Origin of the sequence: Parachryseolinea silvisoli, from assembly GCF_021190955.1 — a bacterium.
Taxonomy (GTDB): Bacteria; Bacteroidota; Bacteroidia; order Cytophagales; family Cyclobacteriaceae; genus Ohtaekwangia; species Ohtaekwangia silvisoli.
Map to the genome: position 1 here is coordinate 102,048 of NZ_JAIOAO010000003.1, position 22,497 is coordinate 124,544.

The following is a 22,497-nucleotide window of genomic DNA, read 5'->3' on the forward strand; positions in this document are numbered from 1 at the left end:
ACTTTCACACTGTTTTCAGATGCCGATGTAGTTGAACGGCGTGATTTGCTTGAGCATGGTCTTAACGGCGGGCTTGATGTCAAGACTGTCGATGAATTGGGCGATGCTCTCCTGTGTTACCTTCTCGTTTTTGCGGGTCAATGCTTTCAGTGCTTCGTAAGGTTTAGGATATCCTTCGCGGCGCAGCACCGTTTGGATTGCTTCTGCGATCACCGCCCAGTTTTCGTTCAGGTCGTGGTCGATGGCAGCCTGGTTGAGCTGCACCTTTCCCAGTCCTTTGAGAATGGATTGGAGTGCGATGTAAGTATGCGCCAGCGGCACACCGACGTTACGAAGGACCGTGGAGTCCGTCAGGTCGCGCTGCAGACGCGAAATAGGAAGCTTTCCGGAGAGATATTCAAAGATGGCACTGGCATAGCCCAGGTTTCCTTCGGCGTTTTCGAAGTCGATGGGGTTTACTTTGTGTGGCATGGCCGATGAGCCCACTTCGCCGTCTTTGATCTTTTGCTTGAAATACCCCATGGAGATATACTGCCAGGTGTCGCGGCAGAAGTCAATGAGGATGGTGTTGATGCGTTTGAGGTTGTCAAACAGCGCAGCCATGTTGTCGTAGTGCTCGATCTGCGTGGTGGGGTAGCTGCGTACCAGCCCCAGGTGGTGGCAGAACTCTTCTGCAAACTTGTTCCAGTCTACGCTGGGATACGCCACGGCATGCGCATTAAAATTACCGGTAGCACCGCCAAACTTGGCAGCATGGGGCACCGTTTTGAGCTGGGCGATCTGTTTCTCCAGGCGCACGGCAAATACCAAAATCTCTTTGCCCAGGCGGGTAGGGGAGGCAGGCTGGCCGTGGGTAAAGGCCAGCATCGGAATGTCTTGCCATTCTTTGGCCAGGGCATACAGCCGATTTTGTACCATGGTCAGTACAGGCAGGTATTCGCGCTCGAGGAAGTCTTTGAGCAACAGGGGGACGGCGGTGTTGTTGACATCTTGTGAGGTAAGACCGAAGTGTATAAACTCCTGGAAGTCCTGAAGCTTTAAGTTCTCAAATTGCTTCTTGATAAAATATTCCACGGCTTTCACGTCGTGGTTGGTCGTCTTTTCAATCTCCTTGATATCGATGGCGTGGAACTCCGTAAAGTTCTTGTAGATCTTGCGGATGTCCGACAGCATGTGGACCGGGAAGTCTTCCAGCTCACCAATTGTTGCGGAGAGTGAAATGAGGTATTCGATCTCTACCTGTACGCGGTAGCGCATAAGGCCGAACTCGGAGAAGTAGGGAGTGAGGGGTTTTACAGTTTCGAAATAGCGTCCATCGACAGGAGAGATGGCAGTGAGCGGATTTAATTGCACGGTTCAATAATTAAAGACCAAAATTAAGCTTTTCCTCCTTATTTTTGCGCTGGCACCGTGAATATGCCCGTTTAATACGGGCGGGCGCGGTTTTAACCCGGGTATAGCCCAATACCTTTATTTTACCAGAAAGCGACAGACCATGGCATTCAGTTTTTTTAAGAAGGATAAGAAAGAGGAGCCGAAGACCGTAAAAAAAGAAGAGCACCATGCCGGGCCACGTTATTACGACCTTCGCATTAAAAATATTGTTCAGGAAACTCGCGACGCGGTCACGATAGTATTTGAGCAACCTGCAGGCGAGCCCATAGTTTACAAATCAGGGCAGTTTTTAACACTTATTGCACCGGTAAATGGCAAAGAAGTACGACGTGCGTATTCGTTGTGCTCGTCGCCCTTTGTTGATCAGGACCTGGCTGTCACGGTAAAACGGGTAGACAAGGGCCTGATGTCGAACTGGCTGCCCGATACGCTGCGAGTGGGCCAAACGCTGCGCGTCATGGAGCCTATGGGTCAGTTTACGACGGAGTTTGATGCTCAACGCAAACGCCACCTGGTGCTGTTCTCCGGCGGTTCGGGCATTACCCCCATGATGTCGATTGTAAAAAGCACATTGACCCAGGAGCCTGAGAGCATTGTGTCGCTGATCTACTGCAATCGCGACCATGATAGCATCATTTTTCGAGCTGAACTGGAGCGGTTGGAAGAGCGCTACGAAGGCCGGTTACAGGTCGTTCACGTGCTGGATACTGCTCCGATGAACTGGACGGGCTATTCCGGCCTGCTGAACCGCGAAATGCTGGTGAAGCTGTTTGAACGCATTCCTTCGTGGGGTGCCGACAAGACCCTGTACCTGATGTGCGGTCCGGAGGGCATGATGAAAAATGTCGAAGCGTTGCTGCACGACCATGCCATTGCCAAGGATAAAATCTTCAAGGAAAGCTTTGTACAAGGCGTACTCGATAAACAAAGTGAAGTTGTACCGACCCCCGGGAGCGAAGGAAGCAAAACCCGCGAGGTGACGATTCGCTACGATAACCAGGAGTTTAAAGTAAGCGTTGCTCCGCAAGACACCATTCTGCAATCGGCCCTCGATCAGGGTATCGACTTGCCGTACTCATGCCAGAGCGGTCTCTGCACGGCATGCCGCGGTAAGGCGCTGTCAGGCAAAGTGAAGCTCGACGAAGAAGAAGGGTTGTCGCAGTCGGAGCGTGCAGAAGGCTATGTGCTTACCTGCGTAGGCCACCCGCTGACAGACGACGTCGTGATCGAGATCGGCTAGCCTTCCGCCAGCCGTGCCTGCTTAATCACAATACGGCAGCGCTGTTTCATCCTTTGCTATTTTTATCAGCAGCTCTATCTGTTGCCGAAGAATTCTGTCCTCTGAAAATTCAGCCGGTAGGTTTGTTGGCGCAAAAAAATTGACGTCCTGTACGTCGAATGCCTGGCGTATTGCGCCGCCGGTGATTTGACAAAGAAATACCATTTTATAGACATAGTGTGCTTGTGGCGGATGCGGGTGCATCTTCTTGTCGAACACGGCCAGCAACCTGACGGGTATCACTTCGAAGCCGGTCTCTTCCCGAAATTCTTTTACCACTGTTTCCTTTGGCGTGTAGCCGATATCGGCCCAGCCACCTGGCAGTGACCAGCGGCCGTCGGCGCTTTCTTTTACGAGCAATACTTCGCCTTTGGGAGAAAGGGTCAGTCCACGGATATCGACTTTGGCGGTGGGATAGTCGCGGACAGCAGGGAAAGCTTCGCGCAGTGTGGGTATCGGTGTGCTGGTAATCTCGTGCATCAGCTCCAGGGCAATGGCCTGGAGCTCTTCGTATCGTTCTTTGTCGTAGGGATTGTGACCGCTGTACAATAAGCCCACGTCGGCAATGCTTCGGACGCGTTTGGCGAGGTTTAAAAGATTGTCGTGTACCATTGCCCCGAATATACGCGGCCGGGAACCAAAGGTTCATCAGAATGTCACGGCTAGCTGGACTTTGATCTCGTTGCGATTCGGGCCTTTGGTGGCGTCCAGGCCGGCGCCGATCTCGTCACGATCGGTGTAGCGCGTATGTGCATAGCGCAGCCAGGCGCGCAGGTATCGGGTGAAGGTATATTCGATCAGCAATACCTGGCGGACGCCTTGCCCGTCGTATACCGGTACCGCGGAGGCAAGCCATACGTCGTTTTCGTAGAGGTATTGCCGGTTGTCATAGTCGTCGGTGTTGAAGAGCGCGTAGCGGGCGGTGATGGTGAGCGGTCCGCAGTCCAGGCGCACATCCTGGGCCATGGCAATGCCATGGGTGGTACCGGTGAATGAATAACGACTGCCCTGCAGGCGGGTTTTGAGGCGTAGCGTGCGGGTGACGGCATAGTCGCAGGCCAGTATATAATTTCGTTTCGTGCCGGCGAATGTGTTGTATAGGTTGGTATCCAACGCGGAGAGATTGCGGGTATTTACCTCTTCGCGAAGCTGTGCAAAGAGCGTGGTGGTTTTGACGGGCTGAAGGGTGATGCGAATACACCACTCGTGTCCATTGGCGGGAGTATAGCTGCGGTAGCGGGGGGAGGGGAACCTAAAGAAATCCATATATCCGCTGGCAGAGACGCGTCGGTTGAAGCGGTATTTCCACCCGATATAGAGGCCGTTTTCATTGCGTGGCTGACTGCTTTGACCAAATGCATTCCCCTGTAGCGTATAATAATCAGGGGCGTAGCGGCGGTGGGCTATTGCTACGTCCAGGGCGGGGGTGAGGCTGACGAGCATGCCTGCTACGTGGGCCAGACCACCCGGGAAGGAACTGGCTACCTCGGCAAAAGCGGCCAGGTGAGTATAGATGTAGCGCAGGTGGAGGCTAACGTTTTGGTAGTGAGAACCGGTGAAATAGGATTGATTATAGGGTGTGGCGACACGTGTGACGGGCAGGCTGAAATGCGTATAGGTATACAACGCGCCTGCGTCGAGCCGGCCGCGCTGATACCGTACGGACGTGCCGCCAGTTGTTTGCAGCAAGGCGTATCGTGTGGTAAGCTCACGTGTGTTGCGGTGTAGACCGGTGGTGGGAAGGGACGTGGTTGCCGTGTCAGTCAGGTTGCCGTCGCGTGGCGCCCGGCTAAAGAATGTGGTTGCCGTAGTGTGCGGATATATGGCCAGGGTGGCGGCCAGACCACGAAGAAAGCCTGTTTCCTGCGCGGAGGTGTAGGGCCGCAGGCCACCGGCGTTACGTTGCACGGTGGTGACGGTCTCGGCGCCACGGCCGGGGTTGAAGCCACCGCCGGCCAACAGGCCTTGTCCGAAGTGGAATTGGTAATCGCCCAGCATGAGCTGTTGCAAACGACCCCGACGTTGTAGCTGGAGGTAGCCCGATAGCTGATCCGGCCCGTATTGCCTGTTTTCAGGGTGCCAGTGAAGCGATTCACCGGGGTCGTTCTCGGCCAACAGACCGGCGCGGACGTTGCCTTTACGGACTGTACGAACGCGTAGGGAACGGCGCGCAGCGCCACCCCGAAATTGTTGGTCGGGCGGCGTGTCGTCGCGAAAGCCGTTGCGGGTTTCCAGCACCTGCTCATAGCGCATCAGGATATAACTTTCCTGCTGGCGCAGCGCCTCGCGTGGTGTGAGGGCCGGCGTAACAGCAGGGTGGGCAACGTGGAGATAGCGTGCCAGGTGATGGAGGGTTGGAAGATCGAAGCCGGGGACGGCTTGCAGCTCGTAGATCGAGAGAAAGTCTCCATGTTGGGTACGGTATGTAAGCAAGTCTTGTATTTGCTGCGGTGAAAGAATGCCATAGGCCATCAGGTCGTCGCCGGTGGCGGTATTGAGGTCTGTGGGGAGTGATATTAATTGTACGATGTTTTCTTCGATAGCTTCCGCGGCTTCATCTGTAGAAGGTATACCGGCGAGGTCTTCTGCCAGTTGCTCCGCCGTGATTTCCGGACGTGGGTATTCCTGGGCGACAGTTGTTGTGGCGGCAGTGATGTATACAATGAGAACGATGGGTCTCACGGCGTTGTCGGTTGAGAAAGATAATACCCCACAGCCGCCTGGTGGCGCGTGCCGAGGCCCGGCAGGTGTTGAAAGGCATAGTCCAGCAGAAAGCGTTGCCGTCGGAAGCCCATGCCAGCAAAGTAGGCGTCGGGGGCGAGGTTAACGCCTACACGAAAGATGAATGTTTGCTGTACGGTATATTCCAGGCCGGTCTTCCAGGTGGTGGCATGTCCCAGGTCTTGGGTAGCTTCGGCGGTCCACAGCACATTTTCAGAAAGGGTTATACCAGTACCGAGGGTGAGGCGCGTGGGAAGTTGTTCGTTGTTTTCCCTGTCTACGGTAGGTTGAAATAAATTGTTGATGTAAGCTCCTACGAGGAACGTAGGGGTTAGCTGGGTGATGCCGCCGGCGCTGAGGCTGATCAATCCGCGTGTGCCCAGGCCGTCGGCGTGGTATTGTATGTAGTGTATGCGGCCGCCGAGGGACGCGATACCAAGGGTGTTGGCGAAGGCAGCTGTGAGGAGGTGCTCATTATAGAGATTGTCGCCGAAGCGGTATACGCCGGCACCGATCGTGCCTGCGTTTGTCGGAACGGCGACGACGGCTGCGAGGCGGTTGAACGGGCTGAAGCCGGCAAAGGCGTCGTAGGTGCATGCCGCGATGGGCTTTCGTTGTTTGGCTAGGCCTGCTGGGTTGTTGAGGGTAGACCAGGCGTCGAATAAGCAACTGGCGGTATATCCGAGGCCCTGGGCGCGGGCGCCGATATCGGTGATGGAGCTTTGCGCGTAAGCATGGTATGACCACGCCACGAGGAGGAGTAGCAACGGTTTTTTCACAACGGGAGTTGGTTAAAACGAGTGAGATGAAGATAGTAGTTTTAGGTAAACCGTTGTTTTACCTGGGTATGCGTTTGGTAAAAAAAATAGATTTTTTTTCTGTCGTGCGGGCGAAGCCAGGGTCGGAACCAGCGTGAAGAGCTTATTCGATGCTGATTTCTTTGGCGAGGCCCATGGCGTTGAAGCGGATGACGAGGGCGAGGGGAGCGAGGGTGGCGTGCGGGCAGTCCGTTGATGGCTGGAGGTCGTAGTAGTAGAATTTCTGGTTGCGTTTATAGAGCTCGTTGCGATCGGGGGCGCCGAAGACGGATACGATCTGCATTTCGCTCAGGCCCAGGAAGCCTTTTTTCTGCTCCTGGAGGGCGGCAATGCCGGCGGCTCGTATACCCTGGCAGGCGTGGCGGTCGGCCTTCCAGGCGGCGGCGTCCAGGCCTTCGAGGGAAGGAGTCGGGCGGCTACAGGCGACGGCAGCGAAGAGAACAATGACGGGCAGGTGGCAGAAAAGGATACGGTTCATGGGGCAAAGGTAATGCGGGTAGCCCTACCCAGGTTGGTATAAAAATAAAAAAAGCGATAGTCCATAACCATCGCTTCTCTGTACCGCTGGAAGAGCAGCCATTAACTGTTGAAGAGACTTTTCTGCTCGTCGCTTTTATTCTCTACAGCTTCCTTGGCGTCGGCGACTTTTTCCTGGATTGCCTCTACGGTGTTGGTTGCTGTTTCGACAATCGCGTCTTTTACTTCGACAGCTTTGGCTGCTGCCGCGCTGCCAATGGCTGCTGCGGTGTCCGTCACATTCTTCGTGATGTCCTTTGCCTTCGTTGCTACCTTGCTCAAGAAGGTCGGCTTTTTAGCGGCCTTCTTCGGTGCTGCTTTTTTCGGAGCGGCTTTCTTGGGGGCGGCTTTCTTGGCGGAAGTTGTTACTTTCTTCGCTGCCTTTTTTGCCGTTGCCGTTGTTTTCTTCGCCGTCTTCTTTACTGCCTTCGCTACCTTTTTAGCGGCTTTCTTCGCCGGAGCGGCAGCTTTCTTAGCGGTTTTTTTTGCTGACTTAACGGCCTTCTTGGCAGCTTTCTTCGCTACCTTCGCCGCTTTCTTGACAGCTTTCTTCGCTGTTTTCTTCGCAGCTTTCTTAGGAGTTTTCTTTGCTTTTTTTGCCATAGCGGTGAATGTAATTTTTTAGGTACCGAAAAGGTACTTAATTATCTCGGCACTTGAGGAAAAAATCAACGGATTTCTTCAAACATTTTTACTCTGTATGCTTCTCATCGATGTATTACACCCGATGAAAGTATAGGTGTACTCACTCCCGGGTATGCCATTCAACGGATGAACCATACCTTCGGGCACTCTTTTTACTACGTTTGTCAGTATGGTTTCTGAAACATGGATACAGATAATCGGGCTTGTCGCCGGCGTATGCACGGCGGTATCCCTTTTGCCCCAGTTGATCAAGATTATGCGGGAGAAACGGGCCGAACAGCTGTCGCTCTTTTACCTGTTCACCTTGCTGCTGGGCCTCGGGCTCTGGATCGCTTATGGCGTTTTGCGTAGTGATCTTCCCATTATCCTGACCAACATCGCCTCAGCGTTGCTTAACGTATCCGTCATTGTTTTAAGCATAAAGTACCGTAAACCGCAATCCTGAGCGCGGGTCGGGCATCATATTTTTCAGGGTCTCTGGCAAAACACAACCCGCTCATGAAAGGAAAAGAGATCAACCTAGAACACGGCTTCTCGCTGATTCAGGAGAAGCTTACCCGCTGGTGGGTATATTTCGTGCAAATGCTTCCCAATTTTGTGTTGGCTATCCTGGCGTTGGCGGCATTTGTTTTCATTGCCCGGTTCATACGAAAATTTGCTCACCGCCTTGTACTGCGAATGTCCAAGAGCGAGTCGGTGGCGAGCCTGGTGGCCGGTATTGTGTACTCGTTGGTCATCATTTTCGGCATTATGACAGCGCTCGACGTGATGCAGCTGGAGAAAACGGTGTCGTCGCTGCTGGCGGGTGTCGGCATCATCGGCCTGGCGCTGGGGTTTGCCTTCCAGGATCTCACTGCGAATTTTATTTCCGGCGCGTTCATCGCTTTCAAAAAACCTTTTGAGATTGGCCATACCGTGGAGACCAACGGCTTCCTGGGCACTGTTCAGGAGATACGGCTGCGGTCGACAACGTTGCGTACGCTTGCCGGTCTGCACGTGATCATTCCGAATAAAGAAATCTTTCAAAAACCGATCATCAATTACTCGCTGACGCAGGAGCGCCGGGTGGAGCTGGAATTTTCCGTTGTCAATACATTCGACATCGCCGTTATCGAACAGCAACTCCGTGAAACGCTGGCGCAGCCGGGCGAAGGAGAATCAATTCGTAACGTGGAGGTATACTTTTCAGCGATCGACGACCCAAAGATCAAGCTATACGTGGCTTTCTGGACGGACAATCAAGAGCCCCGGGAATTTATGAAGGCGCGTCACCAGGCGATCCTGGCGATCTATCGCCTGTTTGCCAAATACAAAATATACGACGTGAAGACCCCCGGCCAGCCCAACCCGGAGCCACCCGCGGCGGGTTAGATCCGCGCCTGATAGGTGTACAGGTCGAAGTAGCGTCCACTCTTTTCGATTAGCTCATCGTGACGTCCGCGCTCCACGATTTGTCCATGCTCAACGACCAGGATCTGGTCGGCCTGGCGAATGGTACTGAGGCGGTGAGCAATGACAAACGTCGTACGACCTTTCATGAGGCTTTTCAGACTTTCCTGGATGAGTGACTCGCTTTCTGTGTCGAGGTTAGACGTGGCCTCGTCGAGGATGAGGATGCGCGGGTTGGCTAAGATGGCCCGGGCAATGGCTACACGCTGACGCTGTCCGCCCGAAAGCTTTACGCCACGCTCGCCGATCACCGTATCGAGTCCGGCTTCAAACCGGTCTGTAAATTCGAGCACGTGTGCTGCTTTGGCGGCACCCAATAGTGCTTCGTCCGTCGCCTGGGGACGGGGAAAGCGGATGTTCTCGCGAATGGTGCCTTCGAAAAGAAAATCATCTTGTAATACCACGCCCAGGTTGCTGCGATAGCTGTTGAGTGAGACAGTAGCCAGGTCGATGCCGTCGATGGTCACCTGGCCCTGTGCGGGGTTCAGGAACGATGCGGCCAGGCCGGCAATCGTGGTCTTGCCAGAGCCGGAGGTGCCGACAAGTGCTGTCACGGAGCCCGCCGGGGCATGAAAGCTGATATCTTTCAATACCGTTTTACCTTCTTCATAGGCAAAGGATACATTGCGGAAAGAGATGTCGCCTGTGATGTGTTCGATTTGAACTGTACGGATCGTGCCGTCGTCTTCGGGGTCCATGTTCATGATCTCCTCGGTGCGGTCAAGTCCGGCAAAGGCCTCTGTCAGCTGACTGCCGATGTTGCTCATCTGTACGATGGGGGCGATCATGAAGCCCAGTAATAACGTGAAGGAGAGAAACTCGCCGGGAGTCATGGAGCCTTCAATGATACGGTAGCCGCTGAGGCCCATGATGCCAACGCTGGCCAGACCCAGGAGAAACGTAGCCGAGCTGGTGACGAGGCTGGTGGAGGTAAGGGTCTTGCGTACGTTTTCGAAAAGTGACTCTACACCTTTCTCGAAGGTTTTGATTTCCTGTGCTTCGGCATTAAAGCCTTTGATAACCCGCACGCCATTTAATGTTTCTGTCAGGCGGCCCGTTACATCGGCATTCAGCTTGCCGCGCTCGCGGAATATGGGGCGTATTAAGGAAAAGGCTTTGAGTGAAATAAAGCCAAAGATCGCGACCGGCACCAGCACGTAGAACGTCATCTCTGCACTGATCTTTATCAAGAGCACGAAGGAGACCACGGCGGTCAGAATGCCCCCCACCATTTGTACCAGGCCGGTGCCTACCAGGTTACGGACGCCCTCGACGTCGGTCATAATCCGCGACACTAGTACACCCGATTTCGTGTTGTCAAAGAAACTGATGGGCAGCCGCAGGATTTGTTTTTGCACGTTGGCGCGCAGCACCGAAATGAGTCGTTGCGCCTCGACGCTGAGCAGGTTGGTCAGGACAAAAGACGTTACCGACTGCACAGTGATAGAGACTGTTACAATGATAAGCAACCACTTCAACATCTCCAGGTCATGCTTGGCAATGACGTCGTCCATGAGGTATTTCGTCGCGCCGGGCAGGACAAGTCCCGCCATACGGCTAATGATGATCAACACCAGGCCAATGGCCAGTGCCTTGCGGCGTGGCCAGACAATGGTTTTGAAAACATGGGCGATGGATACTTTGTTTTTGGCTTTCGGCTTTGGGGTGGACATGCAGCGCAGGTTTTACTTCAGATGACGCAATGCTAACATAGACGCTAGCCTGGATAGTTTAGTCTGGTCGTCGATTTTTTTTGTGTTTTTTGTCTGCGTCGCGTTTGTGTTACAACCTGCGGGCCCAGGCGAACGTTGAGTATTGCTATCTTTACCATATGATGCTCGATTTTCCCGCGGACGGTACCCCCTTTAAGTTGCAATTGTCTTTTCATAGCGTTATTGAAGAGCTTGAGAAGACCGCGCAGGACACTCAACATCCGGAGGCGGCTGCGGCGGCTGGAGACCTGCTGCGCCGGGTGAACGCGGAGGCGCCGGAGTTGCGTGAGGGGATCACGCAAGAGGAACAATTGAAGCGGCACGAGGGCCTGATCCGCGAGTTATTGCACGATCTCTTTCCCGAGTCCCTCACTCAAAACGAGATCAAAGCGGTAGGACTGCCTTATTCCAACGTGTTCTTCAATCTTACCGAACGCTTTCGCAAGATTCTGCATGCTGCGGGGCCATCCTTTTCGACCTACATCCGCGACTTCGATGAGCACCAGTTTTATGTCATGAGCTGCTGCATCATACTTAATCAATATTATGGCACACAGCTGGACTTTGGTCCGCCGTTGTTCTACGACATTCCTGCCGCGGACGGCGTCATGCGTCATTACCGCATCCTGGCCAATGCCGATTTCCTGGACGTCGTACCTACTGAAAACTCGCTGCCGATCACCCCGGAGGATATTGACTTGCTGTTGAACAACTACCATGACCTGGCGTTGTGGAAAGCAAAGTTTCCACCGCAAACCTGGTTGTTACGAGGTTTTTCACTCCTCAACTTATTCGATGCAACTGTCGAGAGCGCGGTGTCGACATTCAAGGAAAATCTGTTGGGGCTTTACCACGCCGGCTTTCAGGACAGCACGGCGACGATCTTCCGGTCGATCTACCGGATACCCGACCTGCAAATTGGTTTTACACTCTATACACCTGAAGACGGGTTGTTATCGCCGTGCGCGTTTGGCAAGCAAATGAAAAGCTTTCTGTTGCCGGAAGGCCAGGACGAGGATGCGCGCGCGGTGCTGGGAGAAGCGGTGTACCAGGCGTTGGCTGAGGAGAATGTATATGTGGCGGCATCGGACACGACGGTGTTTCAGGGCACTCAAACGGAGGGGCTCATTGCCGACCGACTGTTATACCGAAACATGAACAGCTTTATTTTGGCACCCGTTGCCAAGAATGGTCAGTTGCTCGGTATACTGGAATTAGTATGCCCCAAACCTCGCCGGCTCAACAGCATCAACGCCAACAAGCTCGACATTATTTTGCCGTACTTAACGGATACGGTCGAACGATTGGTGGCCCAGTTTCAGAATCAGGTACAGGCTGTGATCCAGGAGAAATATACGGCGATTCACGGCAGTGTGCATTGGAAATTCCAGGAGGAGGCTGAGCGGTATATCGATGCGCAAATGATTGGGAAAGAATATAAACTGCAAGAAATTATCTTTCCCGAGGTATACCCGCTGTATGGGCAGCTGGACATTCGCGGCTCGTCGGAGGCGCGCAACAGCAGTATTCAACGCGACTTGCAGCAGCAGTTGCAGACGTTGGTGTTGCTGCTGGACGCTATTGGCAATCGTCCCGGCAAGGCGCCGGAGCTGACTTCCGAGGGGCAGACCGTGCGGACGTTGCTGGGCGATCTGGATGGGACCTTGCTGGCCGATACGGAGCAATACGTTCAGCTTTACCTGGAAGAAAATATTCACCCGCGCCTGCGCGAGCTGTCGGCGCCCGAAGTCCTGCCGTTTATACAGCAATACTTTCGTGATACAGACAAGACACAAGGTAGCTTCCACGCCTGGCGCCGACGGTATGAGAACACAGTTGCCATGATCAACGATACCGTGGCGGGCATATTGGACAGCCGGCAAAAGGAAGCGCAGACCCTTTTTCCACATTACTACGAGCGCTTTAAGACCGATGGGGTCGAGCATAATCTGTACATCGGCCCCTGCATTGCGCCGAAACAGGTGTTTGATGTACGCAAGTTGCAAGCGCTTCGATTGTGGCAACTGCAAGTGCTATGCGAAATGGAGGCTGCATATCACCAGGTAAAACCGCTGCTCCGTACGCCGCTGGAAGTGACAACGCTGGTGCTGGCACACCACAGCACGTTGTCGATACGCTTCCGCCTGGACGAAAAGCGCTTTGATGTAGACGGCAGCTATAACGCTCGCTTTGAGATCGTCAAGAAACGTATTGACAAGGCTCACCGCAAGGGTACAAATGAGCGGATTACACAGCCGGGGTTTATGACCATTGTATGTTCCAACGACGCCGAGGAACAGGAGTACCGTCACTTCATTGGGCAGTTACAAGCTAAACGGTTGTTGGATGTAGGCATTGAGCACTTTGACGTGGAAGATCTACAGGGAATTTCAGGTCTTCGGGCGTTGCGGGTCGGCATCGTACATTAAATCCTTTTATCATTTATCGACGCGATCGGTGGGGAAACTAAAGTTTCCCCAAAAATCACGAATATTCGCCAGTGGGCCGTATTTTTAAGGTGGAAGTGTGTTTTTGGGCCGAATTGAGGGATGCTATCGGGGGCGCAAACGGAGGGGTAAATATTTCCAGGGAAACTCTCATACCTGGCGGTCTGAAACTACTCTTTAAAGGTAGGATTATGGAGGTTCTAGACGGTGCAAAAGGCCCTGTTTATCAATCTTTTAAGTATCAAATGGAGGAGTCCTCCAGTGAAAAGTTCAGAAAATGGAAGATAAGACGGAAGTGAGAGACCTGGTAAGGCGGTACCTGGACAATGAAGTGACCCGTGAAGAGCGGGAGCAGGTACTGAAGATGCTAGCCTCGGGGGAGATTGACGAAGCGATGGGAGAAGAGCTTTTTAACCAACAAATGCAACACCTCGACTCGCCTGATTTTCAAGAGGTAATTCTGAGCGAGAAAGAAAAACGCCGTGCACAAAGGGTCAAACGTGACATGCTGGAGACGATCCTGGATCCTACGTACAAACGTAGCTCACAATGGACGTCGTGGTGGATGGTGGCGTGTGCCGCCGCCGTGATCTTTGCGGCGATATGGTTTGTGGAATGGCCTCGCACGCAGGGCGATGCCCGGATGGGCGCGGAAGAGACCGCTGTGCCGGAGCAAGTATACCGCGGCCGTAAGTTTGTGCGCCTGGAAGATAATAGCACCATTATTTTGAACGAAGGCAGTGAGCTGCGCCACAGTGGCCGCTTTAGCGAAGGTGGCACCCGCGAGGTGTCATTGGTAGGAGAGGCGTATTTTGATATTGCGCACGATCCGAAAAAACCGTTTATCATTCACTCGAATGGTGTAGCCATTAAGGTGCTGGGTACAGCGTTCAATGTCAAAGCGTACCCTGACCAGAAAGAAGTAAAAGTTACCGTAACCCGCGGATTGGTAGAAGTGAGTGATGGTGACAAAAAAGTATATGGACAGGTGCGGCCGGACGAAGAGCTGGCAGTTGATGTGGTATCCGGACAGTCTGAAGCCAAGGCGGTGAAAGCTGAAGAGGTAAAGGCATGGACCGATAAGTTTCTGATCTTTGATGATGCTACCATGGCGGAAGCTGCCGAGATCTTGCACAAGCGTTTTCAGGTAAACGTGGTATTTGGCGACGAAGTGCTGAAGAAGTGCCGTATCCAAGCGACATTCCTAAATGATCAGATCACGTTAACGGAAGTACTGGACGCACTGACGTTGTCGCTCAGTGGTATCCACTACACACAACAGGAGGACGGTACCATTTTGTTGACGGGTACGGCCTGCTACTAGAATCAGCGTGGGAGTGAGTGTGAGAGCGATGTGAAGGTGAGGGCAAAGAGTCCGTCTTTTGCTGAACAGTTACAACCTCAACTATCCAATAAAGATTGGTATATCTTCAGTTAAGTGCGGACTCTTGTCTCTTTGCCGCTCATATTGTTTTCAGTAAAAATAGCGTTTAGAGTTTCCCGGATGCGTACAAAAATTTATGTTAGCGGGAGCATTTTGAAGTAATACGGTTTACCTTGGTACGGTATAACGTATACGCCATGTCTTCCTTTACGATTACTCCGCTGGCGCACCAGCCGCTGGTCGTGTCAGCTTTAGCAGAATTACTGGTCGAAACCGTTGCCCATGGCGGGTCGGTGAGCTTTATGCATCCGCTTTCCCGGGAGGAAGCCGGGTTATTTTGGGATAAGTCGCTGGCTGCGGCCGACCGGGGCGAACGGATTGTACTGGGTGCCTGGGACGGCGAGGCACTGGTGGCCACCGTTACGCTTCACCTGGATTGCCCACCGAATCAACCCCATCGGGGTGAAATTGCCAAGATGATGACGCGCGTGCGTTACCGTGGGCAAGGCATAGCAAAGATGCTGATGCAGGAGGTGGAACATCTGGCGGTGCAGCACGGGAGGACGTTGCTGACGCTGGACACGGCAGAAGATGAAGGGGCTGCGGGCTTGTATGAAAAGCTGGGGTACCATCGCACGGGTGTTATACCCAACTTTGCGTTGAAGCCTTATGGTGGTCTTACCGGAACGATTATTTTCTGGAAACGGATTGGAGCAGTTGCAACGGCTTGACACGGAGAATAGATGAGATTGGGGAGAACTTCCCCAAAATTTATTGTTGGAACTTTCTTATACTCAGTTTCTCGTCAATGATCTTTAAATTATACGCGCGGGGACTCGTGTAGCGAGAACGCATGCACCTCCCGCTGGCCCGTGCTCATGCCTCTAAAACCGATACGTATGAAAACCCGTGCACTACGTGAGTTACTGGAACGTTTTTTTGATCGCACCGCTACGGGCGAAGAACGCAAGCGCGTGACAGGTCTGCAAGCGGCAGGTGAGATTGAACAGATGATGGCCGATGTACTCGATGAGGACTTTAAAGAGTTTGAAGACGTCACGTCACTCGGAGCTCTTCTGGAAGAAGAACGCATGGTTACGCAGGCGGCCAACCAAATCCGGATTGACGGTACAATTGATCCGGGGCAAGACGAGGAGACCGTGCGCAAAGCGTTGGACGGAATCGATAATCCTGACTTGCTGGCACAATCTGAAGAAGAGCTGGCGCGCGTGAAAGAACGATGTTTTCGATATATCGTCGGAAACCGGTTACCCGATCATGAATATCAGGACCAACGTACATGGCGCTGGCTGGCAGCCGCTGCCGTAGTACTGATGTTGATGGCAGGTGGCGTGTTTTATGGCTGGCAGCAGCGTGAGGCCTGGTTCCCGGCAGAACATATTGTATCCTCAGCAGAAACACGTCGGGTACAACTGTCCGATGGCTCTACCGTTGTGCTGAATACAAACACGCGACTTGTATACGACGATAATTTTGGCGAGAACGGAAAGCGTGAAGTTACGCTGGTGGGCGAGGCATTCTTTGACGTGCACCACGACGCGGCGAAGCCGTTCATCATCCATAGCCTGGGTACTATAACCCAGGTATTAGGTACGGCCTTTAGCATCAATGCGTATCCTCAAAACCGGAACGTGCGTGTTACTGTGACGCGAGGCCTGGTGCAGGTGGGCGACGAGCAGGGTAAAATCTACGGTCGTATATATCCTGACCAGCAAATAGTGGTCGCGCGACCCTTGGTGCACTTTGATATTCACAATACGGATGCAGACCTGGCCACGCTTTGGAAAGAGGAGCAGTTTGAGTTCAATGACGTGAGCTTAGAAGATGCTGTGGCCCGCATCAGCGCACGGTTTGACGTACGGATCATCATCGAGACCGCGGCGTTAAAACGCTGTCGTGTGCAGGCCGCTTTTTTGAATGAAGGCCTGACCTGGCAACGTGTGCTGGACCATATGGGCAAGAGTCTCGACCCCACCGGTCGCCAGTTCTATCACATTCAGCCGGATGGGACGGTGGTGTTGATGGGCAAAGGCTGTTGAATGCTGTCGTAGTTGTTTTCTATACTCTGGAGCCCGTTCGAAAGGATGGGCTTTTTTGCGTCACGTTTTCCACAATAATACGGGTAACGACAATCCCAGGGCCAACGACGGAATGTAGGCGACGGGCATAGGTTTTGGACATGATTGGTTGGAACACACTAAAGAGAGTTATGGAAACGCACAGCAATCAACATACAACACCCACACCCAATCGAAAGAAACGTATCCTGATTGCCGACGATGATCAGGACCTGCTGGTACTCTTGTGCCGCTTGTTGCAGCGCCGGGGTTACGAAGTACTGGGGCTGCCGGACGCCGCGACGATTGTCGATGACATGTACGAAGTACCCGATCTGTTTATACTCGATAAGCAGATGGGCATATTTGACGGACTTGTGATTTGTGACTATCTGCGACATCAGGAGAAAGCGCGCCATACGCCGATTGTGATGATCTCGGGCAGCGACAGCAAAGCGCAAGCACAGGCGGCAGGTGTCGACTATTACCTGGAAAAGCCCCTGGACATGAATAAATTCCTGGACGTCGTGGACCAGTATGTCAACCGCGCTGCCTGATTAGTGGGTATCGATACTTTGCGGAGTCCGTTTTGTCACATCCGCGTAGCTCTCGTGCGGCGTCGCTACGGGCAGTGTAAAATAAAAGGTAGCCCCTTCGTTGACTTTTGCTTCGGCCCAAATACGGCCGCCATGACGTACAACGATGCGTTGTACGATGGCCAGGCCGACGCCGGTGCCTTCAAAGTCGGCTGCTCTGTGTAGTCGCTGAAATACCTGGAAGAGTTTGTCAGCATACTTCATGTCGAACCCAGCGCCATTATCCTTCACATAGTATTGTACTTCGTTATTGCCCGCTTGCGCGCCGATCTCCACCTGTGGGTGCGCCGTTTTTGACGAATACTTCATCGCATTTGAGATTAGGTTCGTCCATACGTGTGCCAGCAGCGCGGTGTCGGCGTGCGCTGGCAGCAGATCGTGCACTGCGATCTCGGGTTGATAGGGCAGACGCTGGCGCAAATCGGAGAGCACCGTTCGCACTAATGCGTCCATGTCGACGTATAGGCGCTGCAGGGCCTGCCTGCCAAGCTTGGAGAAGGAGAGCAGGTCGTCGATCATACGATTCATTTTTTGTGCATTATCTCGTATGATCTTTAACGCACGGCCAGCCGCGTCATTTAACTTACCGGCTTGTTCTTCTTCGACGATGCGGGCGTATCCCAGTATGGCCCGTATGGGTGAGCGAAGATCGTGTGATACGGAGTAGGAAAACGATTCGAGCTCTTTGTTGGCGGCCTCTAATTGGCGGAGGTTTTTCTGAAGATCGACATTGAGGAGATTGATGTGCTCGTCGGCCTGTTGCAGGGCCAGGTTCTTTTCCTGTAGTTCACGGTTCTGTAACTGGATCTTTAGGAGCACTGATACTTTCGCTTTCGTAAGTTCAGGGTCAAGTGGCTTGGGTAAGTAGTCGACAGCTCCTTCTTCAAAACCTTGAATGATGGATTGTCGCTCCTTCTTTTCGGCAGAAGCAAAAATGATGGGGATATCTTTTGTGCGTTTGTTGGACTTCAGGATTTGAGCGACTTCAAAGCCGTCCATTTCGGGCATTTGTACGTCGAGAATGATCAGGTCCACCTCGTGGTCGAGCGCGAGCTTTAGACCTTCGCGGCCGGTAGTAGCCTGAAGAAAAACGCGGTCTTGTTTTTCGAGAAGCTGTTCCAGGGCAAAGAGGTTAGTAGCCTTGTCGTCGATTAGCAGCAGGGTCATCGTACGGTTCATAGTCATTTGATCTTGCGGTAAATCTTTTCCTTGCGGTCCATGTCATCAAAGTGTATGCGTTTGTCGCTAAAGAAAAGCGATTCTTTGTCGCCCAGGCCCAGGTAGCCAAAGGGACAAAGGCTGTCATAGAGCAGGCGCAATACTTTCTCTTGCAAGCGTTGATTAAAATATATGATCACATTGCGGCATAGTATAAGCTGAAACTCATTAAAGGACCGGTCTGTCGCCAGGTTGTGTGGGGAGAACACAATGTTGTCGCGCAGGGAGCGGTCCAGTAATACGGCCGAGTGATGTGCAGCGTAATAGCGGGAGAACTCACCTTGCCCGCCAGCGGCGAGGTAATTTTGGGTGTATGTTTTCATGCCATCCAAAGGGTAAATGCCTTTTTTTGCTGTCTGCAACGAGCGCTGATTGATATCGGTGGCGTAGATGATCGAGCGTTCCAGCAGGCCCGCTTCTTTTAACAAGATTGCCAACGAATAGGCTTCCTGCCCCGTCGCACAGCCGGCGACCCACACCTTGATTACCGGGTAGGTAGCCAGTTGCGGCATGACCGCCTCGCGCAGCTTTTTGTAGAAGGAAGGATCGCGGAACATCTCGGTTACCGTAATGGACAAATGCTGGACAAATTCTTCAAATAACGGTTCGTCTTTTAGCAACATCTTGCCCAGGGCGGTGGGTGTGCCGATGCGATGGGTGTTCATAAAATGCGTAATCCGCCGCCTTACGGTAGATTCGGCATATTCTGTAAAGTCGTAACCGTATACAAAACGAACGGCTTCCAGCAGCTCTTTGTAATCCTTGTCATCGAGGGTGGTGGCATCCATCGGCGCTTCCATTATTTATACAGCCATACGCGCATAAGCGACAACAATTGTGGAACATCCACAGGTTTCGAAATATAATCTGACATGCCCACTGTCAGGCATCTCTCCTTGTCGCCCTTCATGGCCTTGGCCGTGAGCGCAATGATGGGGAGCTTTTGGAATGCGGGGTCCTTTCGGATTGCAATCGTGGTCTCGTAACCATCCATTTCGGGCATCATGATATCCATGAGGACCAGGTCGATCGACGGATTTGCCTGTAACACCTCGAGTGCGACGCGCCCATTCTCTGCTGTGAGGCAATGTACGCTCTCATCTTCCAGGGCATTCGTCAGGGAGTATATATTCCGGATGTCGTCGTCTACGAGCAGGATGGTTTTGTCTTTCAGTACTTCATCGGTGCGGTGCAGACGGCGGATGATGTCTTGCTTGTCGGGGGGCAGCTTGGCCTCCACGCGGTGCAGGAACAGGATCGTTTCGTCGAGCAGTCGTTCTTGCGAGTTCGCGGTCTTCAGCACCACGGTGTCGGCCAGCTTGCCCAGGCGTTGGGTATCTTCTTTTTTCAGGTCTCGTCCTGTATATACTACAATGGGAATCTTGTTGAGCCGGTCATTTGCCCGTATTTTTTCCATCAGGTCGAAGCCGGTCATGTCCGGCAGGCCGAGGTCGACAATGATGCAGTCGAACGCTTCATGCTCCAGCATGTCATACGCGTCGGTGCCACGGTAAGCTGAATAGGACTTCACATCGCCATTGCCGATTAACTCCCGAATGGCGTTGTTTTGCTGTACGTTGTCTTCGACAATGAGCAGTTTCTTTAGTTTTTTGCTGGTGAAGTTTTCAATACGTTCAAAGGCCTTGTGTAGGTCTTCGACGGAGACCGGCTTGTGCATATAGTCAAATGCCCCGAGCAGCATGCCCTCGCGTTTTTTGTCATACGCCGAAATGATCTGCACCGGAATGTGCCGCAGCGCAGGGTCATTCTTGATCTGGCGCAGGACCTCGTACCCGTTCATGACGGGCAGGCCGATATCAAGTAGGATGGCTATCGGCTTGTAGGTGCGGGCAAAGCTCACGCCGGCGTTTCCTTGTGTAGCAATAATGCCTTTGTATCCGCGCTCGCGGATAAAGCCGAGTAACACCTGTGAGAACTTGTCGTCATCTTCGATGATCAACACCACACGGTCGCCTTCTGTCAGTTGGGTGCGATCGTCATTGGGAGTGGTGTCTGACGACTCTGGCGTGGATGAGGTTTCTGATACCGCTAGCTCCCTGGCTTTGACAATGACCTCTTTGCCGGTGGGTACACTCAGGGTTTCGTTAAACGTCAATGGCAGGCAGACGATAAATGTGCTTCCTTTTCCTTCTGTACTTTCCACGCGAATACTGCCCCCCAATACGTGCGCCAGTTCACGGCTGATGGATAACCCTAATCCCGTGCCACCGTATTGGCGCTTGGTGGAACCATCCACTTGTTGGAATGCCTGAAATATAATTTCTTGTTTATCCTTTGGTATACCGATGCCGGTATCGGCTACCTGAAACACGACATTGTTGTTCTCGGCCTGGATGGAGAGGGCGACGGTTCCATTTTTTGGGGTGAACTTAAACGCGTTGGACAACAGGTTCCGTAAGATTTGCTCGACACGCTGGCGGTCTGTGATAATCGTTGCTTTTTGTAGAACCGGGGCAATCGTTGTGCGGAAGGTCACATCTTTGTTACGGGCTATTTCGGTGAAGAGTACCGTGATTGTTTCGGTAATGGCGCTAATGGCTACGGGCTCGATATCGAGCTCCATCTTCCCGGCTTCGATCTTGGAGAGGTCGAGGATTTCGTTGATCAGGTTGAGCAGGCTGGCGCCCGAGGTGTGGATGTTGTGTGCAAACTCGACATCCTTTTCGGCCAGGCGCTTGTGTTTGTTTTCTGCCAATAGCTGTGACAAGATCAGGATGCTGTTGAGTGGTGTGCGCAATTCGTGCGACATGTTTGCCAGGAATTCTGATTTATAGCGGCTACTGACTTCTACCTCGAGTGCTTTGCGCTCGATCTCGCCTTTTGCCTGTTCCAGTTTTTCCTTCTGTTCGCCCAATTGATTGACCTTTTCCTCTACTTCCACATTGATCTGTTGTAGCGCCTGCTGTTGCGCGCGGAGCTCGATCTCAGAACGTTCGAGTAGTTCTGTCTTGGCGTGCAGGGCCTCGTTTGATTGCCTCAGTTCCTCCTGCTGGGCCTCCAGCTCTTCGGACTGCCGTTGAGTCTCCTCCAATAACTCGTTGGTCTTTGTCCGGGCCATAGACGACTCGACAGCGATACCGATGCTATTGGTGGACAGACGCAGATAATCCTGCTGGGCGGATGTAAAATGGCCAAGTGTACCCAACACAATAACGCCTGCAATACGCTGTTCAAATAGCACAGGTACCCCCATGATGTTTTTAGGCGCCGCAGTGCCAAACGCTGTATTTAAGATAAAGTGTTCAGCAGGAGCGTCGGTCAATATTATTTCCTTCCGTGAAGCGGCCACCTGGCCAACAATGCCCTCACCAAAGGCCACCGTGGCGGGCGCCACTCGTCCAACAGCATAGACAGCCTGTTGATGTAAATTTGTCTGTGATTCGTCGGCAATGTACACAGCACCCATCGATGCTTTCAGGAACGTTGCCAGGTGCTGAATGATAGCGTTTGCCAACGGTGCAAGTGCCAGGTTGCCCTGCATAGCTTCTGTCAAGCTACCGGTGCCGGTGAGAACCCAATTCTTTTCTGCCATTTCCGTTTCGGCGCGGCGCAGCGCCAGGAGGTTGCGCATGATGATACCATAGACAATTATGAGTACGGTAACGATCGTGCCCAGCAGGACCAACAACAAATAATTGAAGCGACGGGTGTCGTGATCGCTGGCTTGTTTGCGTTGCTCCAATAAATTCTGCTCGATGGTCCGCATTGCGCGGACGACTCTCCGAATTTCATTGAGAACCCGCCGGGTTTCCCCTTTCGCTACTGAATTTTCGGCACCACTCTGCCCCGCACGTCTACTCGCAATGCACTTTTCCAGAATACTGATATGTTCTTGTGAAAGCTTCTCCAGCCGGGCGATGTTTTGGCGTTGCAATGGATTATCTTGCGTGAACTGCATCATTTGTACTATGTGTATGGGCAGTTGCAACCGCGATTCTGTAAAGGGCGTCAGATAGTCTTCTTCCCCTGTGATAATAAAACCGCGGACTCCGGTCTCTGCCTCTGTCGAGGCGAGCATGATCTGTTCCAGCTCATACAGCACTTCGTGTGTGTGGCTCACCCATTGGTTGGTGGTGACCAGTTGCTCGCCATTCCGAAAGGAAATAAAGCCCACGATCAGCAAAATGCTACAGCAGAAAATAAATCCGGCCAGGATTTTTTTGTCAAGTGTGATCTTCATGAGAACAACAATCAGGTTTTTTACTGAAAAAACTTCCG

At 52.8% G+C, this 22,497-nt stretch carries 18 protein-coding genes; 8 read left to right on the forward strand and 10 right to left on the reverse strand.

All coding sequences use genetic code 11. The features are described 5' to 3' along the window. Positions 1-15: 15 nt before the first annotated feature. Positions 16-1,353, reverse strand: coding sequence for an adenylosuccinate lyase (purB, locus tag K7P01_RS17865; RefSeq protein ID WP_267295523.1), 1,338 nt, complete (start codon positions 1,351-1,353; stop codon positions 16-18). Between the two features lie 142 nt (positions 1,354-1,495). Here purB and K7P01_RS17870 point away from each other — a divergent pair, with 142 nt between their 5' ends. Then, positions 1,496-2,635: a ferredoxin--NADP reductase gene (locus tag K7P01_RS17870; RefSeq protein WP_267295525.1), complete on the forward strand. Its 1,140-nt coding sequence runs from the start codon at positions 1,496-1,498 to the stop codon at positions 2,633-2,635. A 21-nt stretch (positions 2,636-2,656) separates the two neighbouring features. Here K7P01_RS17870 and K7P01_RS17875 read toward each other — a convergent pair whose 3' ends face one another. The 5 genes from K7P01_RS17875 to K7P01_RS17895 form a co-directional block, all read right to left on the reverse strand. Further along, positions 2,657-3,286: an NUDIX hydrolase gene (locus K7P01_RS17875; protein WP_267295527.1), complete on the reverse strand. Its 630-nt coding sequence runs from the start codon at positions 3,284-3,286 to the stop codon at positions 2,657-2,659. Between the two features lie 36 nt (positions 3,287-3,322). Next, a complete protein-coding gene (locus K7P01_RS17880) occupies positions 3,323-5,356 on the reverse strand; it encodes a ComEA family DNA-binding protein (RefSeq protein ID WP_267295529.1) in 2,034 nt (677 codons plus the stop codon). Further along, complete coding sequence (locus K7P01_RS17885; RefSeq protein ID WP_267295531.1) at positions 5,353-6,174, reverse strand: PorV/PorQ family protein; 822 nt, start codon at positions 6,172-6,174, stop codon at positions 5,353-5,355. Before K7P01_RS17885 ends, K7P01_RS17880 begins: the two co-directional genes overlap by 4 nt. 142 nt (positions 6,175-6,316) lie before the next feature. Beyond that, positions 6,317-6,691 carry a hypothetical protein gene (locus tag K7P01_RS17890; protein WP_267295533.1) on the reverse strand — a complete coding sequence of 125 codons (375 nt, stop codon included), beginning with the start codon at positions 6,689-6,691 and terminating at the stop codon, positions 6,317-6,319. Between the two features lie 101 nt (positions 6,692-6,792). Then, on the reverse strand, positions 6,793-7,332 hold the full coding sequence (locus tag K7P01_RS17895; RefSeq protein WP_267295535.1) for a hypothetical protein: 540 nt from the start codon (positions 7,330-7,332) through the stop codon (positions 6,793-6,795). Between the two features lie 211 nt (positions 7,333-7,543). On the opposite strand from K7P01_RS17895, the gene K7P01_RS17900 reads away from it, so the two are divergent. Both K7P01_RS17900 and K7P01_RS17905 read left to right on the forward strand, forming a co-directional pair. Further along, positions 7,544-7,819: a SemiSWEET family sugar transporter gene (locus K7P01_RS17900; protein ID WP_267295537.1), complete on the forward strand. Its 276-nt coding sequence runs from the start codon at positions 7,544-7,546 to the stop codon at positions 7,817-7,819. Positions 7,820-7,872: 53 nt separating this feature from the next. After that, entirely contained in the window at positions 7,873-8,745 is an 873-nt protein-coding gene (locus K7P01_RS17905) for a mechanosensitive ion channel family protein (protein WP_267295539.1), read from the forward strand. On the opposite strand, the gene K7P01_RS17910 is transcribed toward K7P01_RS17905, so the two are convergent. Next, positions 8,742-10,496: an ABC transporter ATP-binding protein gene (locus tag K7P01_RS17910; protein ID WP_267295541.1), complete on the reverse strand. Its 1,755-nt coding sequence runs from the start codon at positions 10,494-10,496 to the stop codon at positions 8,742-8,744. The two genes, K7P01_RS17905 and K7P01_RS17910, sit on opposite strands and share 4 nt — an antisense overlap. 158 nt (positions 10,497-10,654) lie before the next feature. On the opposite strand from K7P01_RS17910, the gene K7P01_RS17915 reads away from it, so the two are divergent. From K7P01_RS17915 to K7P01_RS17935, 5 genes are all read left to right on the forward strand, one after another. Then, the gene (locus K7P01_RS17915) at positions 10,655-12,964 is read left to right on the forward strand and encodes a hypothetical protein (RefSeq protein ID WP_267295543.1); all 2,310 of its coding nucleotides are present in this window, start codon (positions 10,655-10,657) and stop codon (positions 12,962-12,964) included. A gap of 295 nt (positions 12,965-13,259) precedes the next feature. Next, complete coding sequence (locus K7P01_RS17920) at positions 13,260-14,306, forward strand: FecR family protein (protein ID WP_267295545.1); 1,047 nt, start codon at positions 13,260-13,262, stop codon at positions 14,304-14,306. 257 nt (positions 14,307-14,563) lie between these two features. Then, a complete protein-coding gene (locus K7P01_RS17925) occupies positions 14,564-15,097 on the forward strand; it encodes a GNAT family N-acetyltransferase (RefSeq protein ID WP_267295547.1) in 534 nt (177 codons plus the stop codon). Positions 15,098-15,265: 168 nt separating this feature from the next. Further along, positions 15,266-16,426: a FecR family protein gene (locus tag K7P01_RS17930; RefSeq protein ID WP_267295549.1), complete on the forward strand. Its 1,161-nt coding sequence runs from the start codon at positions 15,266-15,268 to the stop codon at positions 16,424-16,426. Positions 16,427-16,596: 170 nt separating this feature from the next. Continuing rightward, the gene (locus K7P01_RS17935; protein ID WP_267295551.1) at positions 16,597-17,001 is read left to right on the forward strand and encodes a response regulator; all 405 of its coding nucleotides are present in this window, start codon (positions 16,597-16,599) and stop codon (positions 16,999-17,001) included. On the opposite strand, the gene K7P01_RS17940 is transcribed toward K7P01_RS17935, so the two are convergent. Genes K7P01_RS17940 through K7P01_RS17950 form a run of 3 tightly spaced genes read right to left on the reverse strand, consistent with a single transcriptional unit; the run spans position 17,002 to position 22,459 of the window. Then, positions 17,002-18,225, reverse strand: coding sequence for a sensor histidine kinase (locus K7P01_RS17940; protein WP_267295553.1), 1,224 nt, complete (start codon positions 18,223-18,225; stop codon positions 17,002-17,004). It abuts the gene before it with no gap. Then, positions 18,222-19,058 carry a CheR family methyltransferase gene (locus K7P01_RS17945; protein WP_267295555.1) on the reverse strand — a complete coding sequence of 279 codons (837 nt, stop codon included), beginning with the start codon at positions 19,056-19,058 and terminating at the stop codon, positions 18,222-18,224. The genes K7P01_RS17940 and K7P01_RS17945 overlap by 4 nt, the downstream gene beginning before the upstream one ends. Then, positions 19,058-22,459, reverse strand: coding sequence for a response regulator (locus tag K7P01_RS17950; protein ID WP_267295557.1), 3,402 nt, complete (start codon positions 22,457-22,459; stop codon positions 19,058-19,060). The genes K7P01_RS17945 and K7P01_RS17950 overlap by 1 nt, the downstream gene beginning before the upstream one ends. Positions 22,460-22,497 lie beyond the last annotated feature (38 nt).